General features: G+C 44.4%; 25 protein-coding genes. 2 read left to right on the top strand and 23 right to left on the bottom strand.

Annotation, left to right across the window (positions count from 1 at the left end):
• Positions 1-19: 19 nt before the first annotated feature.
• The 11 genes from NQ502_RS10580 to NQ502_RS10530 all read right to left on the bottom strand — a co-directional run bounded on the left by NQ502_RS10580 (position 20) and on the right by NQ502_RS10530 (position 7981).
• Positions 20-859: a nucleotidyl transferase AbiEii/AbiGii toxin family protein gene (locus NQ502_RS10580; RefSeq protein WP_023043075.1), complete on the bottom strand. Its 840-nt coding sequence runs from the start codon at positions 857-859 to the stop codon at positions 20-22.
• Positions 859-1425, bottom strand: coding sequence for a type IV toxin-antitoxin system AbiEi family antitoxin domain-containing protein (locus tag NQ502_RS10575; RefSeq protein WP_242830282.1), 567 nt, complete (start codon positions 1423-1425; stop codon positions 859-861). The genes NQ502_RS10580 and NQ502_RS10575 overlap by 1 nt, the downstream gene beginning before the upstream one ends.
• A 192-nt stretch (positions 1426-1617) precedes the next feature.
• Positions 1618-1944: a hypothetical protein gene (locus NQ502_RS10570; RefSeq protein ID WP_023043077.1), complete on the bottom strand. Its 327-nt coding sequence runs from the start codon at positions 1942-1944 to the stop codon at positions 1618-1620.
• Positions 1945-2059: 115 nt separating this feature from the next.
• Positions 2060-2992, bottom strand: a complete 933-nt coding sequence (locus tag NQ502_RS10565; protein ID WP_023043078.1) for a hypothetical protein — start codon at positions 2990-2992, stop codon at positions 2060-2062.
• Positions 2993-3007: 15 nt separating this feature from the next.
• A complete protein-coding gene (locus NQ502_RS10560) occupies positions 3008-3394 on the bottom strand; it encodes a hypothetical protein (protein WP_023043079.1) in 387 nt (128 codons plus the stop codon).
• Positions 3395-3401: 7 nt separating this feature from the next.
• Entirely contained in the window at positions 3402-3737 is a 336-nt protein-coding gene (locus NQ502_RS10555; protein ID WP_023043080.1) for a hypothetical protein, read from the bottom strand.
• The gene (locus tag NQ502_RS10550; RefSeq protein ID WP_023043081.1) at positions 3725-4708 is read right to left on the bottom strand and encodes a hypothetical protein; all 984 of its coding nucleotides are present in this window, start codon (positions 4706-4708) and stop codon (positions 3725-3727) included. The genes NQ502_RS10555 and NQ502_RS10550 overlap by 13 nt, the downstream gene beginning before the upstream one ends.
• Before the next feature lie 14 nt (positions 4709-4722).
• On the bottom strand, positions 4723-4980 hold the full coding sequence (locus tag NQ502_RS10545) for a hypothetical protein (RefSeq protein ID WP_023043082.1): 258 nt from the start codon (positions 4978-4980) through the stop codon (positions 4723-4725).
• Between the two features lie 11 nt (positions 4981-4991).
• Positions 4992-6116: a hypothetical protein gene (locus tag NQ502_RS10540; RefSeq protein WP_023043083.1), complete on the bottom strand. Its 1125-nt coding sequence runs from the start codon at positions 6114-6116 to the stop codon at positions 4992-4994.
• A gap of 162 nt (positions 6117-6278) precedes the next feature.
• Entirely contained in the window at positions 6279-7388 is a 1110-nt protein-coding gene (locus NQ502_RS10535; protein ID WP_023043084.1) for an AAA family ATPase, read from the bottom strand.
• A gap of 251 nt (positions 7389-7639) precedes the next feature.
• Positions 7640-7981 carry a hypothetical protein gene (locus tag NQ502_RS10530; RefSeq protein ID WP_023043085.1) on the bottom strand — a complete coding sequence of 114 codons (342 nt, stop codon included), beginning with the start codon at positions 7979-7981 and terminating at the stop codon, positions 7640-7642.
• A gap of 119 nt (positions 7982-8100) precedes the next feature.
• On the opposite strand from NQ502_RS10530, the gene NQ502_RS10525 reads away from it, so the two are divergent.
• A complete protein-coding gene (locus NQ502_RS10525; protein ID WP_023043086.1) occupies positions 8101-8361 on the top strand; it encodes a helix-turn-helix domain-containing protein in 261 nt (86 codons plus the stop codon).
• 129 nt (positions 8362-8490) lie between these two features.
• Here NQ502_RS10525 and ltrA (NQ502_RS10520) read toward each other — a convergent pair whose 3' ends face one another.
• The 12 genes from ltrA (NQ502_RS10520) to NQ502_RS10465 form a co-directional block, all read right to left on the bottom strand.
• Positions 8491-10356, bottom strand: a complete 1866-nt coding sequence (gene ltrA / locus NQ502_RS10520; protein ID WP_023043087.1) for a group II intron reverse transcriptase/maturase — start codon at positions 10354-10356, stop codon at positions 8491-8493.
• Positions 10357-10999: 643 nt separating this feature from the next.
• On the bottom strand, positions 11000-13237 hold the full coding sequence (locus tag NQ502_RS10515) for a cobaltochelatase CobT-related protein (RefSeq protein WP_023043088.1): 2238 nt from the start codon (positions 13235-13237) through the stop codon (positions 11000-11002).
• 28 nt (positions 13238-13265) lie between these two features.
• Positions 13266-13607: a hypothetical protein gene (locus tag NQ502_RS10510; RefSeq protein ID WP_023043089.1), complete on the bottom strand. Its 342-nt coding sequence runs from the start codon at positions 13605-13607 to the stop codon at positions 13266-13268.
• Between the two features lie 161 nt (positions 13608-13768).
• Positions 13769-15523, bottom strand: coding sequence for a group II intron reverse transcriptase/maturase (gene ltrA, locus NQ502_RS10505; protein ID WP_163323149.1), 1755 nt, complete (start codon positions 15521-15523; stop codon positions 13769-13771).
• 722 nt (positions 15524-16245) lie between these two features.
• Positions 16246-17802, bottom strand: coding sequence for an AAA family ATPase (locus tag NQ502_RS10500; RefSeq protein WP_023043091.1), 1557 nt, complete (start codon positions 17800-17802; stop codon positions 16246-16248).
• Positions 17803-17805: 3 nt separating this feature from the next.
• Positions 17806-18561 carry a hypothetical protein gene (locus NQ502_RS10495; RefSeq protein WP_023043092.1) on the bottom strand — a complete coding sequence of 252 codons (756 nt, stop codon included), beginning with the start codon at positions 18559-18561 and terminating at the stop codon, positions 17806-17808.
• Entirely contained in the window at positions 18561-18941 is a 381-nt protein-coding gene (locus tag NQ502_RS10490; RefSeq protein ID WP_023043093.1) for a hypothetical protein, read from the bottom strand. Before NQ502_RS10490 ends, NQ502_RS10495 begins: the two co-directional genes overlap by 1 nt.
• 96 nt (positions 18942-19037) lie before the next feature.
• Positions 19038-19550, bottom strand: coding sequence for a single-stranded DNA-binding protein (locus tag NQ502_RS10485; RefSeq protein WP_023043094.1), 513 nt, complete (start codon positions 19548-19550; stop codon positions 19038-19040).
• Positions 19551-19768: 218 nt separating this feature from the next.
• A complete protein-coding gene (locus NQ502_RS10480; protein WP_023043095.1) occupies positions 19769-19930 on the bottom strand; it encodes a hypothetical protein in 162 nt (53 codons plus the stop codon).
• A 1-nt stretch (position 19931) separates the two neighbouring features.
• The gene (locus tag NQ502_RS10475) at positions 19932-20381 is read right to left on the bottom strand and encodes a hypothetical protein (RefSeq protein ID WP_023043096.1); all 450 of its coding nucleotides are present in this window, start codon (positions 20379-20381) and stop codon (positions 19932-19934) included.
• Between the two features lie 10 nt (positions 20382-20391).
• Positions 20392-20955: a hypothetical protein gene (locus NQ502_RS10470; RefSeq protein ID WP_023043097.1), complete on the bottom strand. Its 564-nt coding sequence runs from the start codon at positions 20953-20955 to the stop codon at positions 20392-20394.
• A gap of 74 nt (positions 20956-21029) precedes the next feature.
• Positions 21030-21518, bottom strand: coding sequence for a hypothetical protein (locus NQ502_RS10465; RefSeq protein ID WP_146051659.1), 489 nt, complete (start codon positions 21516-21518; stop codon positions 21030-21032).
• A 257-nt stretch (positions 21519-21775) separates the two neighbouring features.
• Here NQ502_RS10465 and NQ502_RS10460 point away from each other — a divergent pair, with 257 nt between their 5' ends.
• A complete protein-coding gene (locus NQ502_RS10460; RefSeq protein WP_023042400.1) occupies positions 21776-22045 on the top strand; it encodes a helix-turn-helix domain-containing protein in 270 nt (89 codons plus the stop codon).
• The last annotated feature ends 34 nt before the right edge of the window (positions 22046-22079 follow it).

Raw genomic sequence — 22079 nt, 5'->3', positions numbered from 1 at the left:
AGAGCACATATGCTGTTTTTCAGAATGCCAGCAAGTTCGCTACTTCATCCACTGTGTCAAGGACTTGATGAAATTCAAGCTCCCCAATATACTTATTTTCGACAATATACTTATCCCACAAAAGATACATCTGCGGCTCTTCACGTATATCCTTGATAATCGCTTTCCAATCGCGGATATCCTCCACGGACCCTCTCTTTTGAGCAGTATGTATGACTGCCATGCGTAAAATGTCCACATTGATTTCTTCTTTTCGACTCCGGAAAAGAGTATGTAAATCATAAAAGTCTCTTGCCCGGGTTGTTCCGATATTTCTACGGATAATCGTTTCATATTTTTCAGCAAGAACCGTTTCCAAAGTATATGCCATTATAGAAACTGTTTTTTCATCGAAAATCAACGGGAAATCATATTGTATCGCTGCCGGTGTTATAATGTCTCCGGTTGTGACATCAATTTTCATAGGACTGTCAATTTTTCCGTATTTTGCCCGCAAATGTACACGAAAATTATTATAGGCATCCTCCTCTCGAATCGGTTCGATTTTTTCATATTCAAATGAAATGCCGTCGTTGACATCCGTTGAAATAATTTGCTTTACAGCTGCAACGATTTCATCTTCTTCCATCTGAATACCACGCACCGTTGTGTCCATATCCATTGTAGTGCGTTCACCAATACCGATCATTGATGATATCAAAAGCCCGCCCTTCAAAATAAAATTGTTCCGAAAGGATGAGACTGCCAAACGCTCGATGATTCTTTCAAATAAAAACATCTGCAGTACCTCCTGTGCACGAAGATTTTTCTTCGCTGCCATGCTGCGAATGGCTCCTTTTAGTTGCTCCGGTGTCTTCATTATAAAACCTCCATATATGTTCTAATCCTATCTTCAATTCCAAATATCTTGCCATATTTCAGCAGTTTTCTGTTATTCGGATTTGTCTTGAAATAGTCCTTAATTGCCTGCGTAAAAAGCTGCAGCTCAATTTGATCCTTATCCCGAATCACATCACAAATACAGCGCTCTCGGTCATAAAGCTTTACCATCCCGCCTTGAGGGGATTTTGTTTCTGTTATTCCAAGATCGTAAACTTCTGTCTGCACATAATGACAACGCAAATTCGGATTATCGCGCCTTAATCTACTGATGTTCGTTCCGCGAGGCAGTGTTATATCCAAGATGTTCGGCGTCCTGTCCGACATCCCCCAAAAGAACAGTGCGGTGCCATATGAATATATTATCTTTGCGCTTTGCGCCTGAAGAAGCGCAAACTCGTCAGTAAATTCATCGGTCAAAGTATATAGCCCTTTCCGCACTGGATCTAATTTTCCCATATCAACATACTTCTTCAGCATCGGTCTGCTGATTCCAGCCGCTTCAATATCCGAAGTCTTAACAAACCCATTGCTATTTTCGGCAATCGTTTGAATTTTAGCCCAAATCGTATCCGTGTCAATACACCTCCTTGACTTCTATTTACATTCGTGCTTCATATTATACACAGTTGAAGCGCAAATGTAAATAGAAGTCTTGGAAATTAGTATGTCCTAAATGAAAACAATTATACAAAAAGGGATGCCGCCGAAACGACATCCCTAAGAAAAAATCAGAACCTACTCGTACTTCACTGTCTTAAACCTACCGATTGAGGTAAACAGTTCAATAAAAGTTTCGTTAATTTCCGCCATATAAAGATGCTCATACAAGAACCTTATTACTTCAGGATTTAATATTTCCATGACAGTACGCTCTTGTTTATCAATAAGAAAATATTGTCTGGTCTCGCCATTGATAAAAAATTTTTGCTGGGTGCCACCCCATCGGTCTATCATATAATTGAATGAATTTATATCGGCATTCTTGCCCCAATCATATACCCAACATTCTTCACCATTTCTGATAATTTTTCTGTACGTTTCCGGATTATAATAAGCAGACATATTTCTCCTCCTATCTACAAATATATTTGTATTATAGCAAAAAAACCATCCTTCTTCTACATATAGTTAAAGCAACTGAGGGATGCCTACAAAAGACATCCCCCAGACGCAGATACTATGCTGCGCTTCTGTTCAAAGACCACATTCCCCTGCCATCATGAAAGAAGTATGTAGGATTGATCTGAAGCGTTTGGCGGATTTTTTCTTTCCACCACTTATTTGCCTGTGCTTTTCTGTGCGGCTCTATTTTCTCATAGAGAAACGTGAGCGTCACCGGCTCGCTGCACTGTTCTAAAACGGCAGCAACCACATCACGCCATGTCGCTCCCGGCATATCCCGGATATCGACCTCCGCTTTCTTTGCCATAATAATCGGAACCAGAAGCGGTGAATCCTTTCGGACAATCATCACATATTCATGCAGAATCGGAATGAATTTTCCGCTATACTGGATCTTGTCTGAAAAGCAGTTATGCTGGGCCTTGATAATGATATTCTCCAAGGAACCCGGCTTGATGATTTCAGAAAGCATACTGTAAAGCACACCTTTTTTCTTAATGTCTCCCATCAAAACCGCCATCCTGCCTCCTTTTTCAAGGGCGGAAAACTGCTTCATCATGGCATAATTCATTTTATCAACAAAGCTTTCCCAGTCCGGTATGCGCGACAGATCATACTGTCTCGGGTCATAACCGTAGTTCTTTTGGACATCAGAAGCTTTATACATGACATCCGAAAACGTGACGATATCCCAATATGGAGGATGCCAGAAGATGAACTCCGGACGCTCCGGGATTTCACAGTTCATGATATCAAATCCGCTGTGCAGATCATACAGATGACTGCCAATGCCCAATTTGTCCGCCGCTGCTTTGGTCGTCCCGCTGCCACACATGTAGTCACAGATTTCTCCCGGGCGAAAGAACCCTAAAAGATCCTCAATCAGTCTGGGAGAGCAGTTCCCCCGATAACGGTTATTGCCGCCTTCGCCACGCTCCGGATAGGAGACAATGCTGGTCAACGGCCTTGATTCGCTTTTATAAGGCATAATGCCACCTCCTCTCTAACACTGAAGCATTTCTGCTTCCGCTCGTGCAATTTCTAACTCTACCACAGTTCGATCCGCAGACCAGACTTTCATGTGCTGTCTAATAAAAGATTCTACATCTTCCATCAAGACCCTGTTATAGGCTTTGGTCAACTTTTGATCCAGTTCAGAAGCAGTACATGGATGTCTGTTAAGAGTCTTAATAGCCTTTTGGAATCGTTCCATTTCATTTGTGGCAAACGTATGCTCTGCATGACGGTAATTCCAGTCATAGAGCATATAGCAAGCCAGCCATCTCCGCTTTAAAACTGCAGATATTTTATCTTTCGTGATACTGAGATTTTCCAGGACAATACTCATTTGCCCTGCTTTCGCATTTGTTTGGTTATGCAACACTTTCATCGCCTCCTCACAGCACCTCATCATGCCAGCTATTTTTTGCCTTATGAAACAACTCCAGGAGCTGGCTCACAGTCATGTCAATATTGGAAACATTTTCTGTAACCTCAAACCCATCCGCACTTAATTCAAACCAGCAATGGTCCGCTTCCTCGTCAAACCTGTCAAAACGTTTTTCAGGAAGCCCCACCTGCCGGGGAATAAAATATTCCCCACAGTCCAGACAGGAGATGATTTCTGCAATCTGCGCTTCGGTTATCACGCCCATTATCACGCAGGAATTTTGCATTTTATAGTTGTCAGCATCCCTGTAAAGATAGCTGATTCTTGTATTTATGGTTCCCATGGCTTTGCCTCCATTTCTGCATACAGACAGCATTCTTTACATGCCGCACTTCCATTTCCGACACACAGCGGGTATGGATTGTCCTGTTCCGGCGTATAACAGTCCGGATGCGCATTTTCTTTCAGATACTCATCCACAAACGCATGAGCCACCTCGGAAACCGTTTCCCAGTAAGCCTCCCAATAAGAATCATTTTTCCCCAATGCACTGTGAAGCCTTTCCGGAAAACGTGGATCCTGAACCATGCGGTTGTATTGCTCATCGGTCAGCTGATCCAGTTCATCCCAGTCTGACACCTGTGATACAAAATCCTCAAGCTGGCAGGATGCCTTGTAAATCCATCCCATTTCTCTGACAAACCGGTTGGAGACACAAAGCTGCTGGGATATGATTGCGATATGATAATGGTTTTCGCAGTATTCACCGTCAATGTAACATTCATAGAGGGAGTCTGCGGAATGTTCCACAAACTTCTCCTTATCCGTCCATTGGGGAATACAACCGCTTTCCTGTTCTTCCTTCAGCTTCTGTACCAATAAGCGCTTTGCATCATTAAAATCTGTATAGACTTCTGAAGAGTTCCCCTGTTCGCCATCTACCGCCCAATCTTCCAAAAGAATATAAATTCTTGGATGCTGGCGGCACTCTTCCAGATCGTCAAGCGGCTCCACCATAGATGGAGCCATGATGACAAAATCCAGAATGATGTCGTCAATGGTCTTTTTCTGGCTATACAGTTCAGAAAAAACCTCTTCCAGCTTTTTTACTTCACAGGGCAATACAGGAACCTCAAAGGAGCAGTACAGATCCGGCGTTTCATTTTCCGTTTCCTTATCCTCCCCGACACGGATTTCCGTAATTGTCCCATACAGACCCTCATACTCGCTTTCCGGCGTTCCCACAATGGGAGCGCCGATTACATAGGTTGTGCCTTCGTATTCAAACTCAGCACCGATTCGATTGATAATCATTCTTGATACCTCCTTCATTCTGATACTTTTATGGCAAACAGACAGCGTGGATCATAGCGCATTTCGATGGCTGCCTTTCTACAGGCTTCCTCCTCGTTTTCCGCTTTTATGACTGCGATAAATGGAGTCGGCTCCATATCGTGCCACCTTCTTTCGTTTTCTGTGCCGCACATGTCAACTTCTGCCAGTTCATCATCTGTCAAACCGACAATATCAAACATTTGTGAATCACGGACCCATGATGAATCCATGCAAACGACATACGTGTTCATCTGAATCCTCCTTAAATGTGATAGTCTACGGCAACCAATACTGTATCCTCACCCGTGCCATCAATGTAACCGTCAATGTAGCTGCGCCATTCTACCGGGACATAGCTGCCTGATTCTGAATCAAGCACACTGTCCTCTTTGCTAAGCCACTGGTCTGCATCCACAATATCATGCGTGCCTATCGGGTACTTCCAGTTGCTTGGAATCCCATACTCCTCAAGGTATTCTTCCAATGTAGAGCCTTTTCGGTAGACGTATCTGCCCCAGCGTATAACTCCGTCCGGAACGATTTCTCCATAAAAGTCGGAATCGGTCTTTCCTGCCAGAAACATTTGCTCAAGCTTATAAAAGCGCTCTTTTGCTTTCTGATTTCTCCAGCCCCGCATCTCTTCCCATGCGATATCTTTTTTTCTGGCGGCACAAACCCACACATATCCATCCGGTGTTTCTTCTTTTCTATCTGAATTGCACCAGCTTCTTTCACCAATGGAATACTCCGTGCAGGTATCTTTTACCAGAAACATCTCCGGCCAGCGCCCGCCAATGGAATACCAGTCCCACATGGCGTTTGGATTATAGTAATATCCATAGCCCTGATGCTTTTCATCAAAAGAATAACCGCATCTTTCTTCTGCATATTCCTCAAAACTCCTATAGAGCTTTTTGCGGGGATACTTAGGCAGAGCCATCATTCGTTTTGCTTTCTTAGTACGCTTTTCATGATGAAGCGGTCCTGCATCCCTTTGAAACACCTTTCCGTCACGGACAACAAATCTGCCCCAGATCGGATAGCCGTACTGCTCCACAATTGTGCCTTGGGGAAGCTTTATGCAGTCAACCACGCTCTCGTATTCTTCACGCAGTCTTTCTGTCCGGTTATCAAATTCCAGATATTCCGGATCCTCCAGCCACGCACAATAAGGATACATCAGCTCAGAAACGCCGTCATTCACTGTACGGGAGAATGATGACTGAAGATTTTGGCATCTCACAATCGCAAGGTCCAGCATAAAATTCTTTGTTTCAATTTGCTTCTGAATCTCTAATTCCTTCAGAGCCTCTGCTATTTGGTTGTCCAATTCCTTGTCTTCCTGTATCTGAGAGATTTCTAAAGCTGCTAATGTTAAAAAGTGCATAATTCCCTTCCTTTCTGAATAACAGGCGGGCAGCTGTAGAAATCCAGCTGCCCGTCGTATTTTTATAATTTGATGTTGTTATACCCTCACATGCTGCTTAATAGCAGCGGTCAGTTTTGTGGGCAGTTGGTTCGGGCCTTGCATCCTCATGATGAGGGTATATCAGGCCGTCAAATAATGAATATTGCATTCCGTTGCTCGGACAATGGAGAGATATTCCGGCACCAGTCTTTTCGTTTCTTCCCGTGTCGATGTCCCATAATAATCCGTGTAATTCAGCGTGATACAGTCTGCCGGAAGAATCGTCGCATGACGCTCAGTGTCATAGACACATTCAGAGGGCATAAACTCAGCCATGACCAGGTTTCTACCTTTATCGTCGAACAGACTGACACTCTCATGGCAGTCCCTGTTGAACAGATCTAACTGGCACCTTTTGGCGCTCATGGTGACTCCACCGCTGAAATGCAGAGTGATGTTGTACAGCTCCTCATGCATGTTGATGATATTGATGTCCAGTATTGCCGCTTCAAACGGAATCCCAAGGCTAAGTTCAAACGCTATCGCACGGAGGCAGTCATAATTCAAAGCCACTTTCTTCGAGAACAGGATTACCTTCTCAATCTCGCCGTGGCACCGAGCCTCTAACTTATCGGTCAGATATTCCCTGATATCTTCCGAAGACGGGTAATCAAAGCGGAAATGATAGTGGAAACGACCTGGGCGATTCACCAGATAATCGCTTAGATTGTACAGGCTGTTGCATGTGATAATGAACAGCTTTTTTCCGTCAGATGTTCCGTCAAACAGGCTCAAAAGCCCAGACTGCGGATCTGCTTCATTTTCTCCTGGCCGGATACTGCCAAAGGTCTTGTCGAACTCGTCAAACAAGATGACAGCCTCCTGGTCGATGGACTCAATATAGGAAGCGATACCCGGGATGAACTGGTCAACAATAATGACAGGATACCCGGTCTTAACCGCCTTTGAGGAAAGGACTCTGGCAAAAAGCGACTTGCCAATACCTTTGTCTCCACTTAGGATGACACCAAGATTCCGTTCAAACATTGCAAATGCCGCAATGACTTTGTCTGCCTTTTCCGGATGGACTCCGTAGACCTTCTCCTTCACCACCAAGTCCGTCCGTGCTTCCAGAAAAAAGCCGGACATCTTTGAGAAACGGACCGTGTAAGTCTTTGCAGGGAGCCTGTCGTAGGCCTTGAGTGAATCATCATAAATCTCATATTTCGCACCAATACTTATAGCTTTCATATTATTGTTAACGCTCCTTCTTTATTTTTATTTCTTTCTATTGTTATGAATTACGCAGGGCAAAGCGGATTTCATCCTTTGTCCTGCCTTTTGTTATACCCTCACATACCGCTTAACAACAGCGGTCAGTTTTGTGGGCAGTTGGTTTAAGTCTGAGATATCCAGGAATGAGTCCCCATAGATTCTCTCAATATTCTGCTATAGCGATAGGTAATGTTTTGACTTCTAATCTCTTTCTATCCCTTGTTCAATTATATCGTTAATGTTTCTCTCATTACTCCATGTTGCTTTGCTATCTTCTTGATTGCATTGACACATTCCGTTAGTATTCCGGTTTCACAATTAGGGTTTTTAACTCTGTTGATTATGACCATGCTTATTGCTTCATGGACGAATCGGTTTTTATCCATTTTCCCTAATAACACCATCACCATTTGATATTGACCTTTGGAAATCATTTCCTCCATTAGTTCTATTATATCTTCTAGTGCTAAATACCAACCACTGTCATCACATATCATTTCCCAAATCGTATCACAACTTCGCACCCATTGTACTAATTTTGCAACTGCTTCGTTTTCTTCATTATACATACCAATTCCTCCTTATGGACTATATGGTCCAGACTTTATAGTCCATATATTACCATATTTCTATGGTACAATCAATAGAAAAAGGACTTTTTAGTCTAGTTTAGAAAGGATGATATGTTATGAACAAATTAATATTGGATGTATCCCTTGGCGATAAATTAAAAACTTATAGGAAAATTAAAAATTTTACTCAATCCGATGTTGTTCGCAAAGCTGGATTATTAGGTAGCACAATGTCTGAATCAACTTATTCCAAAATCGAACAAGGTAATCGAAATATATTTATTTCTGACCTAATAATCCTCAAGGTCGTTTTAGGTTTTTCTTATGACGACCTGTTTGGGGATTATGAAAAATCCATTTTGGATCTAAACAAATAGGATAGTGGATTATTATCTCCACATTTTCCCCCGCTCCACACCGTGCGTGCGACTTTCACCGCACACGGCGTTCCATCGGCTTTTCTTTGCTCTGTGTAGTGTAGGCTTACAACTATTTTGTGAAACAGTTTATTGTTCAATTTCGGCCAGTCCAGCCGATTTTCTCAAGGAATTAACCTTGTTGAGTTGCCTTTTTGTTAGATTTAGCATGGCGAGGTATTTAGCGATTGTTTCGGGTGCGGTTGCATGGATTAGCCTGTGAACGTCAACATGGACGATTATCAGATTTTCATAGCGGTCTGTGCCATAAAAGGGTGGTTCTTTTGGTATCTTGTGATGACAATGTATCTCATCTACCATCAGTTCTCGCCCAGTAATAGCACATTTTCCATATTGAGCGCACCATAGGGAAAGTCTGTTATCCATAAATTCCACACTTCCCATAGGGGTGCTTGTCTTCATAAGCTGTAAGAGAATAGACATATTCAATTTCAACCCATCATGAATTTCTGCTCGTCCCTCTGGTGTATAGCTGTTAATTGTCCGCTTCTTCGACATTGGTTTTTTGTGTTGGACAGAACCTATTGGTGCTATTGGACATCCATAGATGAACTGAATATCTTTACTCTGTCCGTACCGTTGTCGAATATATTTTCCTACAACTTGCCCCGTTTTTGTGATTTTGTGCCTTAATCTGTTATGCAAGCATATGTTTATGTTTCGACGGATTGTTTTGCAGTCTAAGTTGACATCCGTGGCAATCTGATAGTAGTTGTGGATACCAATAACCATTGCATTATACTTGGTTACGGCCAAGGCTCCGTTGGCAGCATCTTGAGGATGCTGCATGTCCTTAATTTGCTCTATCAGCACATGCGTTTCTCTTTGAATGGCTTTCTGGCACATATGCGACCTTACCACCCATTTTTTACGCTTCTGAACCACTTTTAGCTCGAATCCTAGAAACTCTGAGTAATGCCGCTTTAGACTTACTACCTTCGACTTTTCCTCGCTGATTTCCAGTTTGAGCCGCTCAGCCAGCCATTGCTTGATAGCAAAGTAGGCTTTATTGGCATCATCCCTTTTTCGGCAAAAGATTTTGAAGTCGTCAGCATACCGCACTATGTACATTTCTTTGAGATTACTGCGTTTCAGTGCCCTGTAGATACTCCCTCTATCCTGGTGCCCTTCTTTGTGCTCAATAATCTTATATGGAGTATGCGTCGGGTGAGTTTCCCATTGCGAACTAATCCACCAATCCAGTTCATTGAGCACTATATTGGCAAGCAGAGGTGAGAGAACACCGCCTTGTGGTGTTCCTTTTTGCGGTAACACCTTACTACCATCCGGCAGAATAATAGGCGCTTTCAGCATTTCTTTTATGATACATAGCAAAGTTTTATCTCGAATACCCAATGACCACATTTGCTTGATGAGTTTACTGTGGTTTACATTATCAAAAAATCCTTTAATGTCCATGTCCACCACATAGTACAGCTTAGTGAAGTGTATCAGGTTCTGAACCTTGGAGATTGCATTTTCTGCCGACCTATTTGGCCTGAAGCCATAGCTATACTCATGAAATTTGGCTTCACAGATTGGCTCTAATACCTGTTTGATGCTTTGCTGTACCAACCTATCAAACATAGTGGGGATACCGAGGGGTCTGATACCGCCATTTGGTTTTGGAATTTCTACTCGCTTTACAGGTTTTGGTTTATACCATGCCAGCTTCTTCTGCACAGTGCGGATATATTTTTCCGCAGGCATTTGTTCAATGTCTCGGATTGTTATTCCATCCACACCTGGGGTTACACTGCCTCCATTTCTCTTGATATTCCTATATGCTAATTGGATGTTTTCCTCGGAGCAGATTATTCCCATAAGGTTCTGGAACACCTGCCCGTTTTGACTTTTTGCATACAGTTCATCAAAAGTGGATTGCATATCATAGTATTCACTGTTTCTGAGTGTCTGTTTCTTTTTGGTTGCCATAGGCATCACCCTCCTTCCGGAGCATGATTTTCTTTGTCATACTCGAAGCTATGGATTGCCTACTACACACATTGCATTGCTAAACCGACTACCGGCTATCCCTCCACCTACTTTCATAAGCTTCACTGGTACTGTGCCGGCACTCTCACTGGAACAAAACAGGATTTAGTTTGCACAATCTCCTGTACCATTTCATAAGTCTGCAATGACCTCCATGTTTCCAGCTTTCCACGTTCCGATAATCCTATCATTGACTGCTTTTAGGTGCTTCCTATGAGCCCGCATGCACATCGCCGCCTATAACGGCGCAAGGTCTTTCATAACGACAATATTTTACTCAACCTCACATGCACCCTTTACAGGGCTATCGCATTTCTACGAAATCGGCTTTCAGACCCGTACATTCGGAAGTTCGTCAGTGATTTTAACACATTCTCACCGTGAGCAATCGACACCCGGCATATCTGCAACACCATCCACCTCTGGGCAGCTTTCGACATAGTATTACTAAATCTATGTTACGGTTGCATTCTGCCGTCTTCACCGAGCTTCTGACCTTTCTGCTATTGCACGCAGTAACGCCAGTCGGAGTATTAGTGAGAGCCTTTCAAGGCGTTACCCCATCATTCGACTCTTCGGATTATCAGTTCTCCAAAAGAGAACTATTACGTTCTATTTCTTTTGTGCCTGCGCTTTTTCCGCAGGAACGTGTCACACTATCATCACCAATAGCGGCTGCAACAAACAAGATACCTTTGCGTTGATACTCCTGCTTGATGCCGCGAAGATCCTCCTCAGCTGCAGAACCACCATAACCGCTGTCAGCAGGCTGTCCGTCTGAAACCAGTATGAGGATTTTTACTGCTTCCGGCCGCTTAGACAGCTGCTCCGCTACAAAACGGAGTGCGGCTCCGTCACGGTTGCTTCCTCTGGCCGCAATATCCATCATGCGGTATTTATCATCATGATCAAAGCCATCAAATTCCGCATAGGAATATAGTGCTACTGTATTTCCGACATCGGTATAATCGGTGGAATGACCATAGACCATTACCGGGATGTCCAGGCTCTGACAGAAATCATACAGAATAATAGCTGAGGCTCTGGCATAAGTACAGCGATCACAGGAACACATAGACCCTGACTCATCCAGAAGCAGGCCGACTGCCAGCTCCGGGATCTCATTGGGCAGGTTGTTCTTATAAAACACCTTACCGTCATTCCTGCACAGTGCGTGCACATCCAAACGGCGGCCCATGATAAGACCGGTCAGCTTGCCGCCTCTTCGATTTTCCTTGAGCTGCTTCTGCAAACTCTTCTGCAGCTGGCGGGAAATATTGATCAAAGGTCCCGCAATAGCATTATACTGTTCTATAAGCTCCTCATCCACAGAGGCAATCCGATTGATTCGGATAGGTACCCCTTCATGGATATTCCCATAAGAAATATTCTGAGCCACATCATTCAACTCCTGAATCCTTTCATTCTCCAATTGCTCGCAGACCGCTTTTTCCGCCATCTTGTCCAGAAGACGTTCGATATCGGATGCAGCACGATCATACTGCTCCCGCTCATAATCGTCGTTTCTTTCTATTGACCCACCAACAGGTTCTGAAAGTGATTCTGACTGGTGGTAGGGGATGCGTCCCTGCTCAGTATCCGCAGTTTCCTGTTTCTCAGCACCGGAACTGCCACCATCTATAGGGGCAGTTTCTTTATCTGAAGAATTATTGCTTCCCCCAGACCCAGATGGCTTTTCTTCCGTTTCAGAGTCAGTCTGGAAGCCCTCTGTTTCTCTTGAGTCATCCTCGCTCTCGGCGTCTGCATGAGTCTGTGCCCGTTTGCCGGCCGTCGCAGATTCTTCTGACCCGTCGGATGCTTCCGGCACCGGCGTGCTGCTTCCTTCACCAATTTCGGAACCGCCGGCAATTGCGCCCAACACTTCCGACAAGGTTTCTGCAAGGCTGGCGGAACCTCCGGAGGTTATAGCCTCTTCCTGACGTTTTTTGCATTCTTCACAAAATGATTCGATATAGTCCCAGCACCTTACCAGTACCATATTGACGACATTCAGCCGGTCTTTTCCGGACCTGCTCATTAAGGCGCTGTCAATATCGGTAATTAAACCGAACACCGCCTGAATTCTTTCATCGCTGAGCGGTTCGTCCCCATACTTGATTTCGCCAAATTTTGCATAAGACAGCATGATCTGAAGAATGCTTTCAAAAATATGACTTTCTTCATCCTCCTGCTCGATCAGCTGCGTCACGGTCAGTATTTGCTCGAAATGCCGCTCCCGCAGCTTTTCAAGCCCGTATCCCAGTGTACCTGGGAAATTGTTCAGCACCCGGTTTTCAATATACCCATCCTCAATTACATTGGAGATATAATGGGCAATCATCTGCACCATCTCCAGATTTTTGGGATCGGTTCTCACATAATTCCAGAATGCTTTCTCGTTCCGTGCATCCGCCGTTGTCTTCAGGTCTGGCGGATAGGGATACCAGCGACCGCTTCCTAAATAATTGGCATGTGTCTGTGCTGCAAGAAAATCTGTATAAAGGACATGTCCCAGCTCATGAGCGAACATACCGCATACGATCTGGTAGCGGTTTTCCCTCCCCTTTACCTTCGTGACCATAGGATGCCCGGCATTGATACGCACAAACATATTGTCCGTTGATGCCACATGCTTTTCTCTCGGTTTCCAGTAAAGATTCACACGGACCCGTCGGTTATAGTGATACCGCCTTGTCTGTGCTGCCGCCAGATCTTCAAAATGTCCCGCCAAAAGACGGGACGAGAAGAATTGTCGGTCTGAAATTTTACTGCGCTGCTCATTGAGCCGCTGTTTTACTAACTTGTGATTCACCCTCGCCATACAGGGTTGACCTCCTTTCTAAATACATTTATGCGGTTGCTCTCTTTCGCTTCTTTGTAAAAATCGGTTCCAAAACTGCACTGATCAGCGCCTCACGGTCTACTTCATCTGTGGTCGCCTTGCTGATGATCGTATACAGCGCCGACTCATATACATCGCCGGTAATTTCACTGCTCACAATCCAGTCAATCAGGCTGCGCATACCATAGGAGCCGTCCGTAATACTGTTCTTTCGGCAATACTCCGACAGGTCGTTGACCACCTGCACCATCTGGGAGATCTGGTACTCATCGGTTGCGCCCGTGACGGCCATGGCGCGCTGCACCATAACTTCAGGCGTCGGAAGTTCCACATCTCGTACCAGACTCATTCTGTCGATAACAGACTATAGCGATAGGTAATCTTTTGATATAATCTCCAGATTTTCCCCCGCTCCACACCGTGCATGCGACTTTCACCGCACACGGCGTTCCATCATAGACTTGCTGTTGAAATAAATGTAACGAACTAACTGCTCGTATTATGATTGATTTATTCGATTGCTTGTGTTCCGTACAGAGTACGAAATTCGTTGAGTTTTGCCATTTGCTTTTTGTTCGGCTTCAATTCTGCCAACATGGATTTTATTAGGATTGGGTTTGTCACCTTAACCAGCAAATGGGCTTCGGGAGACAGAATTGCGATATTTGCATATTCGTCTGTTCCACCCTTGTGCCTCGGGTTTATGTGATGTCCTTCCGCCTCATCCATCATCAGAAAACGCTTGGTAATTGCACATTTTCCTTTTTGAGCTGCATATCGACTGATACAGTTGACTGCAAAGGCGATGTTGTCTGCCCATGCCATCTTGCTGTTCCACATCTTGGAGATTTGCAAGGCTACAAGCTCGTGCCTGTTTTCCTCTGCGTATGGGTGTGCTTCCACCTTATGCTGCACTGCATTTTTGGTTTTGCAGTATCCTATGGGTAGAACCGGGTAATCTCCGATATATCGGATTTGCCTGGTTTCCCTGTATTTAGGCGGTATCTGAATTGCAGGATTGGGGCAGGTTTTTGAGAAACCTTTATACTTCGTCTTGGTGTACAATTTTCTCAGTATTCTGAGACTTATCGTGTCAAGACTTAGGTAGACCCCTGTTGCAATCTGATAATAATTGTGTATTCCCATAACCATCGCATTGTACTTGGCAATTTCCTTGCTCATACTCTCCCTGTCCTTGTGCCTGCCTATTTCTGTAATCTGCCCGGCAAGCGTTCGGTATATCCTTGCCATCGCCTTGTCAGCGATATAAGATACACCGCCCCATTTGTTTCGTTTGAGGTTTGCCTTAATCTTGAATCCCAGAAACTCCGTGTAATCTATAGTTATATCCGTGATTTGGGATTTTTCCGGCGATATATCAAGTTTCAGCTCCTCTTTTAGCCATATTTGGGTCGCAATGAAAATCCTTTCGGCTTCATCACGGTTACTGCAAACGATTTTAAAATCATCTGCATATCGGACATGGTGTATTTCTTTTAGCCTGCTATTTTTCCGCAACGCGCGACACGCTTTTGAGCGAGTGCTTTCACCATTTCTACCGGGTGGCTCTTTGTACTCATGCTTTGTTGGCATTCGCTCCCACTGCGAACTGAGCCAAACGTCTAGCTCATGTAGGTAAATGTTGGCTAACAGTGGAGATAGAATTCCTCCTTGCGGAGTTCCCATATCTGGATAGACCAGAGTGCCGTTTGGCATTTGTATGGGAGCCTTGAGCATTTTCCTTATTACCACCAGCAGTTGCTTGTCGTGTATTCCCATATTCCAGATCAGCCGCATTAACTTTGTATGGTTGACGTTATCAAAGAAACCCTTGATGTCCACGTCCACCACCCACGTCATGTGCCTGCGGTTTATGTTGAACATAAAACTTGCAATCGCATCTTCTGCTGATTTATTAGGGCGAAAACCTTTGCTATTTGGCAAAAACTTCGCTTCGCATATTGGCTCCAACACCTGTAGAATACACTGCTGAATAATCCTATCCCATATAGTCGGGATTCCCAGTGGTCTGGTTTTCCCGTTTGGTTTTGGAATTTCCACTCGGCGTACCGGCTTAGGGTTGTACCAGTTGAATTTGCGTCTGACATTCTCAACGACTTCTTCTGCGGATAATGAATCCACCTCTGCCATTGTAAGTCCATCTGTTCCAGGGGTTTTTGCCCCTTTATTTCCTCTGACATTGCGATATGCCAAAAGGATATTTTGCTTCGAGACGACTAACTTTGACAGATTGTTGAAGTTCATACCGGCTTTACTCTGTTCGTACAGAGCGTGGCGCACCCCATTCATGTTATACATTTGGGTATGTACCTTTTTCCGGTTTTGCTTTGGTTTGTTTGTGCGTCTACGAGTGTTATTCACGGAGTATCACCCCATTTCTCAAGGATGACCTTTTTGTCATACCCGAATCCGCAATCAATCGTTACATATTTCGTTTGCTTGTCCATGACTTGTGGCTGTTCCTCCACCTCCATTACAGAGGCTTCAACGGTCGTGCCACTACTCTCACCATGTATTAAACGGCTTATTGTTCTTCGTCCGTATCGCCCTATTTTCTAAGGACGTACATGGCTTTCCTCGTTCCGATAATCTTATCCATTCTATTAAGGGTTAGGTGCTCACTATAGGGACAAAAGCTGAATAGCGCCTGTAACGCTATAAGGTTGTTCATCTGAATCATAACTACTAAACCCCACTCTTGTGGCTACTGCCTTTTGGCAGTATCAGCTCCCCGTACATTCGCAAGTTCGTCAGGCAATGCGTTGCCATTCTCACCATACCTTTGTTATAGGACACCCGGCCTATCAGTTGCCATATCACCAAAGTGACTTAGGTTTCCTTCAGCCGACTTCAACGAGCTTCAGACCCGTTTCCGAAGAAACACGCCTGTCGTAGTATTAGTGTGGATGCCTCCGGGCGTTACCCCATCATTCCATCCATCAGATTATCAGTTCTCCAAACTGATTTTAGTTTGTGCCGCACCTTTTCAGTACGGAACGAGTCGCACGGTTCATACTGCGGCATCCCTCATATCCGATATTAGTCGTCACTACGACCACCGCATCCGGATGACGCTCTATCACCTCTCCGGTAGGAAGAGTGATTGTCCCGGTCTGCTCCAGCAGAGAATTCAGTCCTGGCAAAACGCCGGGCTGGACAATTGTCGTAGGCTCCTGGATCTCAATGACATACCCATACTTCAGAGCCTTGATAAAATCAGTCTCAATATAAGTATAGGTTTGACCACTGCTCTTGGAATTTTCATCTCGTCTGGACAGGGCACACACCTTCTCCGTTACACGATCCAGCACAATGCTCATACAGTCCTGGGATGTTGCGGCTGCATTTTCTACACCAGTCAGAGCCTGATATACCCCCGCCGGATCATAATCCATATCATCCAAATCGGGCAGATTCATCATTTTGGATACGTTGGCATAGTTGATTCCACCCATACTCGCCAAAATCGCTTTTTCATGATCAAGCTGTGCATCCCCGGTAGAACCCGAATCGGTATCCGGAAAAATCTGACCGATGAAGTCAAATATTTCTGTGCCTGCCGAGCAGGTGTATGCCATATACGGAAGCCCCAGCCCTGCTGCAATCGCTTTTGCGCTTCTGGTCTTTCCGGTTCCCGACGGTCCACGGAGGAGGAAATTCCTCATCTGCGTCGGTTTCCCGGTGGTTGCCTGAGCATGTTTGCAGATATCAACGACCTCCTGTGGAATGATGTACCATTCCGGAAGCACCGGTATCAGCTGTTTTTCCTGACTGCTCATCGTCCTTGGATGCAGTTCATACTTGCCGACAAAATCCGTGTGTTCCACAATGACATCTGCGCTCTTCACAATAACCCTCGCTGTTTTTGCAAAGATCGTAAATTCCCCAGCAATCACATGGGTAGGCTCAAAAGCGCCGGAATCCAGCTGCACCTGAGATACACGCATCAGATTTCCGGCCTTGTCCACACTCACCTTGACGGCTGCTGAACAGGAGGCATCTTTGATGCGTCTGTAGGCGTTATCACATAGCATTGCCATGTACTCCGTAGCCGAGGGTAAATCCGAAAATCCATGACTAAACTGATCGCGGTATAATTCAAAATTATCACTGAATTCCTCATCATTCATAAGTACCGGAAACAGTGCCATCATAACGGCAGCTCCGTCACGCCCTGATGCGTTTAGCACATAGTTTTCAAAAACTTCCGTGTTCTTGTCATACACACTTGCCATTAGCGAACCAGAGTTGCTGTCATATACTACCAGATGATACTCATCAGGTCCCATGGACGATTTGTATTCAGCAACTGTCCTGTGGTCGATGACTCCGACAGCTCCTTCGGCGCTGCCATCCATGCAGCGGCAAACTGCATGTACCGCCTTTATGACTGTTGAACACAAAGTTGCATTTGTCCCATCTCCATATTTCGATGATACTGACACCTTTTTGTTCGTCAACGTATCAAACGGTTCCGGTAAGGGACGGCTGTAATTAAAGATGTTGTTCATGTATGCACTCATACGTTATTTCCTTTCTGCATTTGACTGCGTAAGATTGATTTTGATTCCCTCAGATACACACTGGACATCCGTAAGCCCGGCTCTTATCAGTTCCTGGCAGATATCTGCCCAACTCTCCCGGACCGGAAGTTCTTCCGCGAGCAAAATCAATTCTGAGAGATTTTCCCCAATTGCTTCATTACATCTGGCATTCAGCTCGAAAATATGAGCATCTGCCCACTCAAAGGCCAGCAACTCGTAATTTTGTACCTCTGGTTCTTCTTCAGGTTCCGGGGCATTATCCTCCGGCTCCAAAACCGCATCCTCCTCAGCCGGCGGATTGTACTCAATTCCAACCACCTGCAGGTTTTGGATCACGACTCTGGCACGGCGGTATCCGCCGGCACGGTTCAGCAGGATGAATACCTCCTGGTTTTCCCGGATGAGCCTTTCGGCATTCGGCGCCTCCCAGATCCATCTTGCTTCCGGATACTCAGATAGCACAAGTTCTGTAACCCGTCTGAGTATGACGGAATATGCAAGCACCTGTACATCTTTCTCGGTCGCTTCTTTTACCGGCTCCGGCAAAAGAGGAAGTGGTACAATTACTTCAATCTTTCTGGAGGAAAGAAAAAGCAGTCTTATCACCGCTGCAAAAATACCGAGAATAATCAATAACAGGATGGGCCATAGCCGGCATATAAAAGTGAGCAAAGCCAGCATACCTAACAGCACCAGCGCCTCATAAGCCATGTGCCTTTTTTGATCTTTCTTATTCATCACTCTGTTCCTTTCTGACTTCGTTCCTTTGGAATAAAGATATAGAGGCAGTTTGCATTACTGCAATCAACAGTATTATGCAAAATTACTGCCGCCGCCTGCGATGAGTCAAATTGTTTTCCCGGTATTTCTCCAATACCTGCGGCTACATGACCAAGAATGGTTCTTCTTTGGAACCCGTCCGCCGCTGACAAAACACGGCAAAACTCCTCCCCATCTCGATAGACTGAAATAGCATACTGTCTGTTCAGTGAAATGCTCATCAAGATACTATGAAGTTCTTCTTCATTCAGACATCCTTTTGTCTTGCCCTTCATTGTAGCCTTGAATTTTGTGTGTTTCTCCTCCTCAGAGAGAAGGCAAAAGGTTTCATTTGTCATAAGACACCTCCTTTGAAACGCAAAAAGGCGCACATGAGCATACAGTGTCTGTAACTCATGTGCGCCTTAATACGCCGGATTCAATTGTTGCTCCAATCAATTCTCATCAAAGAATGATCCGCCGCCAAATGCCTCATACCCGGTAAAATTTCCGGATGCTTCAGCGCCTGTCGCAGGAGTTGAAGCAGCATTTTGTGGAGCAGTATTCTGAGGAGCAGTATTCTGGGGAGCCGCATTCTGCTGTCCTGCAGCTGCCTGGTTTTCCTTGGACTTGCCTCCACCGGAAGCATACTCAATGTCATCCAGAATAATAACCATCATTTTTCTGGTTTCTTTGGTATCCTTATCTTCCCAGGAATCTTCGTCCAGCCTGCCAATCAGATTCACAAAGGAACCCTCTTTCAGCTGCATCTTCTTGATGCGCTCGCATACGCCGTTAAACGCTTTGACCGGAAGGTTAATCCAGCGGCTGTCGTTTTCAGCATGAGGGTCATAGACCTTCTTGCCGATTCGGAACCTCACAGAATCACCATTCTCAGAAAAGCGAAGAGCTGGCGTGTTGTCATAACCTTTGGATACGACGACTTGTGTTGCAAAAACTTTTAACATGGAAATCTCCTTTCTCGCAGGGGTTACCTGCTATAAAATTATTTATTTCAAACCTGCTTTGCAGGTAGAAACCAAAAGAAACAAAAAAAGTGCCAACCAGCACAATTGTGCTAATTGACACTTTGAAAACTCGGATACTCGTGATTTCTCTTTGGAAATCTTGAAACTGATATAAATATTATAGCATATGCAGCTTCAATAGTCAATCCATCCGAAAATCACTTGGAAATCGCTTTTTCGATCTCCGTTTTTGCGAAATCCAAAGCAATAACTGCCTTCAGCAAGTCAAATCGGTAGGTGCCGTCTTCATTTTCATTTTCCTTGATCAACTCCTGTATTTCGTTCAAGAGCCGATTCAACATCTCCTTATCTGCTTCCATTTTAATTACCTCTCTTTTTTGTTCCCAGTGCATAGTAGCTGCATATCATATAACTGCCCTCATGCTCATATACTGGGGTTTTGTCTGATAAGTATATAATAACAGTATCGCCAATAGAGAGCACCTTCATTCTTTGCCGAATAGGAATTTTCACTGCGTTTCCCTCCAGTTGAACCCAGATTCCTCTGATTCTTTTTCGGATCCCGACCGTCTCAATTTTTTCGCAGATTCCCTGGATACACATATAGTTGCCAGCAAAGCTATTATAGCATAGTCGAATCCCGTTTATAAGCAGAAACCCGGATAATAATAGACAGGGAAGGCTGAAATAGAAATCCCGGAACCCAAGCAAGATGCTAACAAACAACAGCAGGAAAACAGCACCCCCTGCAATCCTTATGGCAATCTGCTTTTGTAAAGGTGCTGGCAACCCATAAAATTTCTCCTTCATCTGCTTCACCTCACAATACGATTAGTTTCTTTTTCTTCAGCAGCCCGAGCAGTATCTTTACGGTGTCATCCCTGCAATCCGCACATTCCATGATCTGCTCCAGGCAATTATCTGCGATGGTATTCTTTGTGTAGATTGCCTCCACCAACGCCTGCCGGTTTTCAGAATGGAGATATCGTGGTTCAGGTTTGATCTTATGCTCTCTAAGAAAAATAAGTTCTGCTACCGTCAATCGAAGTCCGGCATTCCGAAGCCAGGTTAATGCTTCCTTTTCTGCGTGGCTCAAAAAAATTTCCGGTTTTGCATTGACCGCCGGGCAGCAAACGCACTGTGTGAGGATTCTGTATCTTGCCACATCAGTATTTTCTGCTCCCGTTTCTGCCAGACCCATTCTTGCCAAATGCTTCAGCGTCCGCTTCTCCGATTCTGTTTTAGCCTCTGAAAATCCAAACCTTCCGTTCAGCCACAACGCCGCCTGTTCTCCGGATAAGCTATATTCCTGACCACATCTCGCCACCTGGAGAAGATGTTCCGTGGAGTTTTCTTTTACAATCCCTTTGGACAAATAAATCATGTTCATCACCTCTTTGACCTTTCAATTACATTACACGATTGGATAAGGTGATTTACAACATTTTATTTTGCTGTTTATATCAAGTACATAAGTGCAACACAAGCTCCGGCAATTAAGAGAACGCATGCCACGACCAATATAATCTTTTTAACCAGCGCCTTGTCAATCTCCTCACGCCCTCCCCCTTCATCAAAGGGACGGACATCATCATAATAGCCATCATAATCATCTTCTCTTACCGGCTCAGATGCCTCACCAGCTTTCACAGGAACAGCTGGTCTTTTTGTTTTACCTGAATATCTTCCTTTCTTTACATGTTTCTTGCTGCTCTTTTTCTTCTCTCGGTGCGCTTCGGTAACCGACGCTTCCTCCGGGACCGCAGAGGATAACGATTTTCCGCACTCCGTACAAAAGGATGCTGCCGGGTTTGCAAGTTCTCCGCCGCAATAAGGACAGTATTTCATAGTATTGAACTCCTTTCCTGAAAATAAAAAAAACAAGCAGATTCCTGAGAACCCACTTGTAGACGATATAAGTATAACAGATTTTCTTTTCCATGTCATCGGCATTTCCTATGCCACTTTTGTGCCATTTTATCTGCCATACCACGCCAATGAAGTTCTTCACTACGCAATCTCACTACATGGCCATTATCAAAGCATAAACCGCATTGGTCGCGGACAATCATAAAAAAAGCATATTTCTATCTAAACAAGATAATAAATATCTACCCTATCCAACATTATATCTTGTTTCAGTATAAAATCAATAGACGCGATAAAAAATATCTAAATAAGACAGAGAAAATGGAGATTTATGAATGGGTAGAAGCATGTTTACAATAAAAGGAAATATCTGCTCTGATAAAGTAAGATTGGGCCGCGCACTGCAAAAGCCCCCGATCACACAAGAAGAGCTTGCCCAAAGGATTCAGTTTATGGGTATGGAGGACATGACGCCTCTGATCATCTCACGTATAGAGAAGAACCAACGACATGTCTGTGATGCAGAATTGCTTATGCTGGCAAAAGCCTTGCATGTATCAATGGAATGGCTGGTTAGTGATACAGACGAGATAAAGATAAAATAAAATCTATTTGTGGCAAAAAAACGATGCAGAACAG

Origin of the sequence: Ruminococcus gauvreauii (assembly GCF_025151995.1) — a bacterium.
In the GTDB taxonomy this organism is placed as follows: domain Bacteria; phylum Bacillota; class Clostridia; order Lachnospirales; family Lachnospiraceae; genus Ruminococcus_G; species Ruminococcus_G gauvreauii.
Note: the sequence above shows the minus strand (reverse complement) of the source record. Positions and strands in the feature narration are given on the sequence as shown.